Here is a 9,821-nt window from a genome sequence, read left to right on the forward strand (position 1 = left end):
CTATTCGGTATTAGCTACCGTTTCCGGTAGTTGTCCCAAACTTGAGGGCAGGTTGCCTACGTGTTACTCACCCGTCCGCCGCTAACCATCAGAGAAGCAAGCTTCTTTTCAAGTCCGCTCGACTTGCATGTATTAGGCATGCCGCCAGCGTTCGTCCTGAGCCAGGATCAAACTCTCCAATAAAGTATTGAAAAGAGCGATAAGCTCATTTTGAAACTGACGAGATTAAAAATCTCATTTATTTCGCTTCGAAATCATACAGTCCGAAGACGTGTACCGATTTCTCAGCGTCGATCTTGCAAGCAAGATCGTTACTCACTCGTTGTTCAGTTTTCAAAGATCAAACTTGTTTTCGTTGCCATCGTTGTTCTCTTCAGCAACTCTTATATATTATCACGTCCGAACCAACTTTGCAAGCTCTTTTTTTTAAGTTTCTTTCGAAGCTTATTTCATTCGCTTGCCGCACCGTGTTTCTCGTGTTTTCTTGGCCGGATTAATAATATATCATGTTCTAATACTAATTACAACCCATATTATAAATTAATTTTATTTCAATATATTTAGTTGATCTACTTTCCTATTATAAATGTCTCCAGCGGTTGTTAAGTTAACGGAATCTACGGAACCGCTCTATGCGTTCTATGGGATAGCCTATACTGGCTGTAATCCTAACGCCTAAGCTCAAATGAACATTTTGTCTTGTAGGGCCAGAAAACTTTTCTTCATTAATGTCACTACTAATTAAGTTAGCTTCATCTATTATACTGTTGTCTTTCATTACAGTAATAGGATATCGTTCATTGATCTTTTCGTATTCGCCAAGTCTCGTTTAGAGTCATTTTTGCGTATTAATGTATTTCGTATATGCGCATATCTTTATTTCAACATAAATCCCTCACCCCTTTATGTATATACAAGTTAGGCACAATTCACTTTTTAAAATGAAGGGTCCTTATTCCTTTTGGCATTTAATTTCCCCAATCTTCAAAGAAATTACCGTTATAGATTTGCGCATTTTTTAATAATGAACACAATAATGAAAGAAATGAGAAAAATTCTGAAAACCTTGGTACTAAAGCATCATTTTCATTCAAAAACTAACATTAGTCTAACCCTATTACGATATATCACATGGATACGAAGCACCATACGTAGAGCGAACACGCATCCAGATGGTCATAATTAGAAAAAGGAGTGAACTATGTTGTTAAATAAGATAAGGTGGAGTACTCTTCCCTTCTTTGCTAAAAATCTCGTTATTTCATTCGGCAGTATTATGTTGATTGGGGTTATCCTCATTACTGCGGGATATCAACTGCAAAAGAATATTCTGAGTCAACAATTGTACGAGCAGGCTGAAGTTACAACACAGAAATGGTTTGATGATCTGGATACAGACAAAGTAATTGAAGCAGTAAAAGAGAAAAGTTATTCTGGACCTGTTCAGAAAGAATTAAGAGAATACCTGGATTCCATCCACGAGCTATATCCCAATATTGCACAAGCCTATATCTTCGGCACTGAACTGAAGGAAGGAAATCAGACGTCCATCATTGCGATTCCTACTAATTTGTTGGGGCCTTTTGAAGAAAGCAATATGGCAGCAGGTTCAATGTATCCATTACCACAGAAAAATGTTATAGCTCTTGAAGGTATGAAAAACGACGAGGAGCCCGCATTAAGCAGTTTTTATACGGACGAATACGGTACTTGGACTACAATTATGTACCCTATCAAAAATGCCGAAGGAAAAATGTACGCCGCACTTTACTTCGACGTTGATGCAAACGCAGTTCCAAAAGGACTTCATAAGCTGATTACATACAGTAGTATTTTCCTTATCGGTTTCCTGGTCCTGTTTATGGTACTGCAGTTTATTCTATTAAAGAAAACACTTAAGCCAATCCGTGACCTTATGAAGGGTATTGAGACTGCAAGCGCAGGCAATCTGGATGTAACCATCCAAACCGGACGGGATGATCTGGGAATTATCAATGAAAAATTCAATACGATGATTCAGCGATTCAATGACACGATGTTCAAAGTCCAAACGACATCTTATCATCTCTCTGACTCATCCAAGAAATTATTAGATATTTCCGAGAAAAATAACGATAATATCCAGATGATCAGCAGCAATATTCGGGACATCTCTCACGGCCTTCGCTCCCAGGATCAGGCGAGCGTGGAAAGTGCCCGAGCAATGACAGAAATGTCTACCGTTGTGCAGACGATTGCCAGCAGTTCTGCAGATGTAGCGGATGAGGCATTAAGCATGGAACAACGTTCCAATACAGGTCATGAGATTATGCAACAAGTGGTTGAGCAGATGAGACTCATCTCTGGTGCGGTGAAGCACACGTCGGAATCGATACAGTCTTTGGAAAGCCGCTCCAACGAAATTAGCAGCATCGTAAATATGATTACACAGATTGCAGATCAGACTAATTTGCTCGCCCTCAATGCTTCCATTGAGGCGGCTCGTGTAGGTGAGGAAGGAAAAGGGTTTGCGGTTGTCGCAGGAGAAGTCCGCAAGCTCGCTGAACAGTCCCAGGATTCTGCCAAACAAATCCGTACCTTAATTGACGGCATTCAGCGCGATATCCTTCAATCTGCCGAAGCTATGCAGCTTGGCTCCCAAGAAGTGGTGAAGGGATCTCAGGTCACTATGGAGACGGGGCAATTTTTTGAAGATATTTTGACAGCTACGAACAAAGTCGCTAACCAAATTCAGGATATCTCCAGTTCTACCGAAGAAATATCCGCCAGCACACAGGAAATGTCCGCTACTGCGGATGAGTTGTCTGCGAGCGTCAGCAAAGCAGCACATAGCAGCAAACAGATTGAGCAATCCATTGCCGAACAGGAATCATCCATGGCCTCCATTGTTGCTGCCTCTGATGAACTTTCGGCTGTATCGGGCCAATTGCAAGAACTGATCTCCTTCTTCAAAGTAAGAGCTAAATAGAGCTGAATACCAAGTAAACAATAAGAACGTTAATAACAAAAAAACCGAGATGCTTGAGGGTAATTCCTGCGTCTTGGTTTTTTGTTATTCGTTTAATATGATGCGCTTGCGATGAAATAAAAAAGAGACCATCCCTGTATTCAGGTCAGTTCCCTTCTCTACTCTATCTCGTGCCCATTTAAACGGACTTGTCACTTGAAGTTTCGGAGCCATCTTCTTTCATTCAAGCTGCTATATAATAGACTGTATTACAGATTTAAGAGATCTTATCCAGATATCGGGTGGGCAGATCTCTTATACCTTTATAACTTCACCTTTTATTTTCCTTGTAGGTACTTGTATATCTCTGATACTCTTTCTTTACCCGATCATATCGACCCTCACCCGTATAGAACACGATCTCTACAAAATGATCCTGTGCTTCTAAAATGGTGTGTAGCTGGACAATCTTACGTTTATTTACTACTTGGTACCCTTCCATCTGAATCCCCTTCAAACCATTGATTTCAACAGACGTGCGTTCTGGAACGAGAATGGAGTTCTCTGGATCAGCATACATTTCAGCGACATAACGTCCATACTCCTCTAACGTTAGATCGGAATCAGATTCTTCCTTTGGTTCGAGATATATCGACATGTAATCATTGTTTGCCTGCAGAGAGATATCCAGATCTGAACCCCGTAATTCAAAATCTTGAACTTCCCAATTAGATGGAGTACGGATCTGGAATTGAGAATATTTTCCTTGATGCGATGTAAGATCGGTCGATGAAAGGACAAGGTCTGATGGTTCATCATTCAATATCCCAAATTGTTGAGACATTTTTTCGAAAAATTCCCGGTCTGCTAACGTAAATTCATACATCGATGTATATGTAATGATATAAAAATGGTAGTTACTTTCTAGGTATGCTGTAATGTACCCGAATTGATTCCTCTCATAACTGGTTCTTCCTTCTTTTACGTAAGCCTTCTTTTTATCAATAGTTAGATTGCTGGTTCTGATGATCTCATCTTTCTTTCTCTTTGGGCCTTGTGTGGATTCAATATTTTTCTTGTGGATTGCCATGTAATCGGTCAATGACGTATCCGGTAAGTAGTCTGCCCGGTTCACTCGGTCGATTCGGATGGACTTCGTTCGATCCACTAGCGCTAACTTCAATAGTGATGGATTAGTAAGTTCTGTTGAAACCTTCCAATCCGAAGAGAGGGTTATCTCCACTTCCTTGTTCTTAGAAAAAATTGTTACAGGTGTTTCATTAACCGTCTTTTCCGAAGAAATGGATTTGGAAACCGCAGGAGTATTGGGAATACCCGACGAAGAACTGCACGCAGTAAGCGTAACAACCATAAAGAGATTAATTGTGTGTATCATTCTTTTATTGGACAATGACAAATCTCCTTTGTTCTAGGTAGTATATCGACACCACACAGGGGTAATTTACCATTTATATCGGCAATTTGGATATCACTTATTAGGCTCTGTTAAGCATAATTTTTTTAACGCATCAAGCCAAAAAAAAGAGAGCTGCCCTGTTTCAGGTCAGATCTCTTCTCCAACTTATCTCGTGCCCACTTACTGGGACTTGTCACTTGGCGTTTCGGCATCGGTTTTATTCTTTGTGCCTTTACTTTTATAAGGCTTTGGGGCACTTTTCGCCCGGTTAGCGGCGGCTTGCCAACGGTTCCAGCCTTTTTTGCCAGTACCACGGCCGGTACCGCCTTTTCCTTTTGCTTTGCTCATGTTATCACTCCAATAATCCTGTATATGCTTAAAAATGACCGTCCTCGGTAACTTATTATGCAACCCAGCCCATCTTCTTCACTTCCAGCTTTCTTATTATAACAAAAATTGACGTCTTTACGTTCATTTCCATAAATCATTGTATTGTTATTCTGTTATGAAAGCGGTATAGTGGACATAATTGAAAGAGGAAGCTGTGTCTTCTTCGGGATTGTTACTGGTAAGCAGGCGATACCCAAACAAAAGGCTGTCTAATAAGCCTTTGTTTGGGTTTTTTGTTATTATTACGAGCTATTGAGGTGAACACATACATGATCATCCGACAGATTTTCAACAACAACGTCATTCGCGCCGAGAATCAGGTAGGCCAAGAGTTTGTTGTCATCGGCAACGGTCTGGGCTTCAAGAAGAAGAATGGACAGCCCGTGGATGAGGATAAAATCGAGAAAACCTTTGTGCTGAAATCGGATAAAATACCGCAAAAATTGATTGACCTGATCGGTGAAACATCGGTTGAATATTTAAAATTAGCTGACGAAATTGTAGGCCATGCCAAAAAGGAAATGGGCGATATTTTTAGTGATAATATCTATATATCGTTAATTGATCATATTCAATTCGCCATTACAAGGTACCGCAAATCCGTCGGACTGAAGAATTCCCTTTTGTGGCAAATCAAGAAGTTTTACAAAAAGGAATTTGGGATTGGCATGAATGCAGTAGATCTGATTCAGGAACAATTCGGCATCCAAATGGATGAGCATGAGGCCAGCTTTATTGCCATGCATTTTGTCAACGCTCGCCAAGATGGTCAGGGTATGAAACAAACGGTTGAAATTACCGAGGTTATTGATGATATTTTCAACATTGTCACCAATCATTACCACATCGCCCTGGATGAAAATTCATTTAATTATTCCCGGTTTATTACCCATCTGCAATACTTTGTGCAGAGAATGCTGAGTAATGAACAGGAGCAATTTGCATCGGGTGATAACTTCCTGTATGAGCAGGTTAAAGACAAATATGCCAAGGCTTTTCAGTGTACACAACTGATTAATCAATACCTTGAAGAGAAGTTTGAAAGCGCCATGTCCATTGATGAAAAAGTGTATTTGACGATCCATATTCACCGTGTCACTTCCCGTAACGAAATGCTGGACGCTGAATAAAAAAAGCTTGCAAACGATTTCGGCGTCATTTATAGTAGGTCTCACAACTTAACGACAAGGATTGTTACTGGTAAAGCAGGCGATACCTAAATGATTGGCAACGGGTCATCTTTCCGATGATCATAGCCATTCGTTTAGGTATTTTTTTGTTTTCAGGCAATCTTAACAACAAAGGAGAATGAACATGGATCATAAAAAAATGGGGGATGACATCGTTCGTCTCGTCGGCGGAGAAGCCAATATCAATGGTCTTGTCCACTGTGCAACCCGGCTGAGATTCGATCTAAAGGATTCGAAAAAGGCTGAACGCGAAACGCTCGAGAAACACGATGGTATCATTACCGTTGTCGAAAGCGGCGGACAGTTCCAGGTCGTCATTGGCAGCAATGTGGCTCATGTATATGCAGAGATCATGAAGAACAGAGATTTTGGAGGGGATTCTTCCTCATCTGCTGAGTCCACAGGAGAAAAAACATCGGTTTTATCCAAAGTTTTTGAAATTATATCCGGAAGTTTCTCACCTTTAATCCCGGCCATGGCAGGATCAGGTATGTTAAAAGCTTTGTTGACTGTCCTGACTATGCTTGGATGGATGTCTGATACAAGTGACACGTACCTGATTCTATCTGCTGCCGGGAACGCAGTCTTTTATTTCTTGCCTATCTTCCTCGGTATCACACTTGGTATGAAACTGAAAGCCAATCCTTATGTAGCCGGTGTAATTGGTGCCGCTCTGATGGAGCCGAACTTTACCGGACTGATGGATAAAGGCTCGGATGTATCGTTCCTCGGCATACCCGTTGTCATGATGAATTATTCAGCCAGCGTGTTCCCGATCTTCATATCGATCAGCATCTACGCTGTACTCGACAAACTACTGAAGAAAATCATTTTGAAAGATCTGCAATTGTTCCTGGTACCGATGATTGCTCTGATGATTATGGTTCCTTTGTCCGCAATGGCCTTCGGACCATTCGGCACCACGGTAGGTGACTGGATCTCCTCCGGCGTAACTTGGCTTATTGGTGTCAGCGGCATTTTGTCAGGAGTTGTACTGGGTGGATTCATGACCTTCATGGTTGTCTTCGGACTCCACTGGGGTTTCACACCAATCACGATTCAGAATATCGGGGTTGGCGGCGATCCGATTGAAGCCATGGCAGCTGCAGCTGTGTTTGCACAAATCGGTGTAGCATTTGGTATTTTCCTGAAAGCCAAAAAGAACAAAACCCTGCGAACCCTTGCAGGTTCCACCAGCCTTACCGGTTTACTTGCAGGTGTCACTGAACCGATCGTATACGGTCTGATCTTGCGTTATAAACGAGTGATTCCTATCGTTGTCATTGCAGGTGCGATCGGCGGTGCCATTAATGGTCACTTTGGCGTTAAAATGACTGCTTATGTGTTCCACAATATATTTGCCATTCCTGTCTATACACCAACGGTTGTCTACGTGATTGCGATTGCCTGCTCCTTTGCTGTAGCAGCGATATTGACCGTGATGTTCGGATATGAAAGCAAAACCAAAGACACAGCTTCCGAAAAAAATGAATCTGTCTCCAATACATCGACTGAAAGTACACCGGAAGAACTTCCTGTCGTACCTGAGACAAAAACAACTGAAATCAAAAAGGAACAAATTTATAGTCCTCTTACAGGTAAAGCTGTAGCCTTGAGCACCATTAACGACCCTGCTTTCTCAACAGGTGCCATGGGCAAAGGATTGGCGATTGTTCCTGAGATTGGTGAAGTCGTCGCTCCCGTGGATGGCGTTGTAACTTCACTCTTCCCAACTGGACATGCCATTGGATTAACGACCAACGCAGGTACCGAGATTTTGATTCACATTGGTATTAACACGGTGGCGCTGAAGGGAAAACATTTCAATCCTGTCGTTCAGGAAGGCGATATCGTTAGACAAGGCGATCTGTTGATCCAATTTGAAATCGATAAAATTAAAGAGGCCGGATACGAAACCGTGACTCCTGTCATTGTTACTCTCACGCAGCAGGAAGTGGATGTATTCGAAACGACTCAAGAGCATGTACAGAAAAACGATGTCCTGCTGACTTTGGTTGTCTAACTCTTGTCTAACTCAACTTATATCATATGTATTCAATTTAGGAGGAACTAACAATGAAGCATACTCAACTTAAACCATTTCCTAAAGATTTCTTCTGGGGAGGATCAACCTCCGCCTATCAAATTGAGGGAGCCTGGGATGAAGATGGCAAAGGCCCTTCTGTCATCGACATGGGCAATCATGTGGAAGGCGTAACCGACTTCAAGGTAACCAGTGATCACTATCATATGTACAAAGAAGATGTGGCCCTGATGGCCGAAATGGGCTTCAAAGCCTACCGTTTCTCCATCGCCTGGACTCGCATCTATCCGCAAGGAGCAGGTGAAGTAAATCCAAAGGGACTGGCATTTTATGATTCCTTGATTGATGAGTTGATTAAATACGGTATTGAGCCCATTGTGACCATGTATCACTTTGATCTTCCTTATGCGCTTGAAGAAAAAGGGGGCTGGTCCAACCGTGCAACGATAGATGCCTTTGAACAATATGCCAAAACACTTTATGAAAACTACGGTGACCGGGTCAAATATTGGCTGACCATCAATGAACAAAATATGCTAATCCTTCACCCCGGCTCTCTGGGTACCCTGGATACAACACTTGTTGATCCACAAAAAACTCTGTATCAGCAAAATCACCACATGCTGGTCGCTCAAGCCAAAGCCATGGTTCTGTGTCATGAGATGCTGCCTGAAGCCAAAATCGGCCCAGCTCCCAATATCGGTGTTATCTATCCCGCGAGCTCCAAACCGGAAGATACGCTCGCTGCTGATAACTATGCTGCCATTCGCAACTGGCTCTATCTCGATATGGCGGTATATGGACGCTACAATCATATTGCCTGGAGTTATCTCGAAGAAAAAGGATATACCCCTGTTATTGAAGATGGAGACATGGACATCCTGGCTCAAGGAAACCCTGACTTTATCGCTTTTAACTACTATACATCACAGACCGTTGGTGAAAGCTTGAATGATGGCAATGACTTCTCCCATACAGGAGACCAGCATGAAATCGTCGGGGAGCCAGGAGCTTACAGAGGATCTGTAAATCCAAATCTGCAAAAGACTGAATTTGGTTGGGAAATTGATCCCGTTGGTTTCCGCTCAACGCTGCGCCAGATCTATTCCCGTTATCATCTGCCATTGATCGTTACCGAGAATGGTCTGGGTGCATTTGATAAACTGGAGGAAGGCGACGTGATCAACGACCCTTACCGCATCGAGTTTTTCAATAAACATATCGAGCAGATTCAATTGGCTATTACAGACGGTGTAGATGTATTCGGCTTCTGCCCTTGGTCTGCGATTGATCTGGTCAGCACACATCAGGGATCAAGCAAACGTTATGGATTCATCTACGTGGATCGGGAAGAATTCGATATCAAGGAATTAAGACGTATCCGCAAACAGAGCTTCCACTGGTATCAAAAACTGATTGAAACCAATGGAGAAGTCCGTTAATACTGTAAAATAAAAAGCCAGTCGTTTACACATGAACTGCACCCCATTTGTTAGACACGACTAACAATGGAGGTGCAGTTTTTTTGCCTAAATTCAGTTTAGATGAGAAATTGAAAGCCATTCATAGATATCAGAATGGTACTGAAGGAGTCAAAAGTATTGCAAAATCATTACGGATAAATCATGAAACTTTACGTATGTGGATTAGGCAATACGAATATCACGGCGTCAAAGCTTTTGAAAAGAGCTATACAGCTTACACTAAGACATTTAAACTAGACGTACTCACCTATATAAACGAGAATGGGACGTCTCCAAATGAAGCTGCGGTCATTTTCAATATACCCTCTCCTAGGATTATTAGAAAATGGCGTATTCAATTCAATGAGGA

Annotated in this window: 7 protein-coding genes and 1 rRNA gene; 5 read left to right on the forward strand and 3 right to left on the reverse strand. The window is 41.9% G+C overall.

Annotated features, from left to right (window positions below):
- Positions 1–183: ribosomal RNA gene (locus tag BUA17_RS30500) — 16S ribosomal RNA — on the reverse strand; the annotation flags it as partial.
- Positions 184–1,201: 1,018 nt separating this feature from the next.
- On the opposite strand from BUA17_RS30500, the gene BUA17_RS30505 reads away from it, so the two are divergent.
- A complete protein-coding gene (locus BUA17_RS30505; RefSeq protein ID WP_072735888.1) occupies positions 1,202–2,968 on the forward strand; it encodes a methyl-accepting chemotaxis protein in 1,767 nt (588 codons plus the stop codon).
- A gap of 310 nt (positions 2,969–3,278) precedes the next feature.
- On the opposite strand, the gene BUA17_RS30510 is transcribed toward BUA17_RS30505, so the two are convergent.
- A complete protein-coding gene (locus tag BUA17_RS30510) occupies positions 3,279–4,358 on the reverse strand; it encodes a hypothetical protein (RefSeq protein WP_072735889.1) in 1,080 nt (359 codons plus the stop codon).
- Positions 4,359–4,544: 186 nt separating this feature from the next.
- Positions 4,545–4,712 carry a DUF3934 family protein gene (locus BUA17_RS30515; protein WP_064506465.1) on the reverse strand — a complete coding sequence of 56 codons (168 nt, stop codon included), beginning with the start codon at positions 4,710–4,712 and terminating at the stop codon, positions 4,545–4,547.
- A gap of 311 nt (positions 4,713–5,023) precedes the next feature.
- Here BUA17_RS30515 and BUA17_RS30520 point away from each other — a divergent pair, with 311 nt between their 5' ends.
- The 4 genes from BUA17_RS30520 to BUA17_RS30535 all read left to right on the forward strand — a co-directional run.
- Positions 5,024–5,884: a BglG family transcription antiterminator LicT gene (locus BUA17_RS30520; RefSeq protein WP_072735890.1), complete on the forward strand. Its 861-nt coding sequence runs from the start codon at positions 5,024–5,026 to the stop codon at positions 5,882–5,884.
- 184 nt (positions 5,885–6,068) lie between these two features.
- Positions 6,069–7,967, forward strand: a complete 1,899-nt coding sequence (locus tag BUA17_RS30525) for a beta-glucoside-specific PTS transporter subunit IIABC (protein WP_063568381.1) — start codon at positions 6,069–6,071, stop codon at positions 7,965–7,967.
- A gap of 53 nt (positions 7,968–8,020) precedes the next feature.
- A complete protein-coding gene (locus BUA17_RS30530; RefSeq protein WP_072735891.1) occupies positions 8,021–9,430 on the forward strand; it encodes a glycoside hydrolase family 1 protein in 1,410 nt (469 codons plus the stop codon).
- A gap of 83 nt (positions 9,431–9,513) precedes the next feature.
- A partial coding sequence (locus BUA17_RS30535; protein ID WP_170867971.1) for a transposase occupies positions 9,514–9,821 on the forward strand: 308 nt, incomplete at its 3' end.

It is taken from the genome of Paenibacillus sp. ov031 (genome assembly GCF_900143165.1).
Lineage (GTDB): Bacteria > Bacillota > Bacilli > Paenibacillales > Paenibacillaceae > Paenibacillus > Paenibacillus marchantiae.

Bases quoted from the DNA above. Each gene is read 5' to 3' on its own strand.
- BUA17_RS30505 (WP_072735888.1), top strand. From the start codon at position 1,202: ATGTTGTTAAATAAGATAAGGTGGAGTACTCTTCCCTTCTTTGCTAAA.
- BUA17_RS30515 (WP_064506465.1), bottom strand. From the start codon at position 4,712: ATGAGCAAAGCAAAAGGAAAAGGCGGTACCGGCCGTGGTACTGGCAAA.
- BUA17_RS30520 (WP_072735890.1), top strand. From the start codon at position 5,024: ATGATCATCCGACAGATTTTCAACAACAACGTCATTCGCGCCGAGAAT.
- BUA17_RS30525 (WP_063568381.1), top strand. From the start codon at position 6,069: ATGGATCATAAAAAAATGGGGGATGACATCGTTCGTCTCGTCGGCGGA.
- BUA17_RS30530 (WP_072735891.1), top strand. From the start codon at position 8,021: ATGAAGCATACTCAACTTAAACCATTTCCTAAAGATTTCTTCTGGGGA.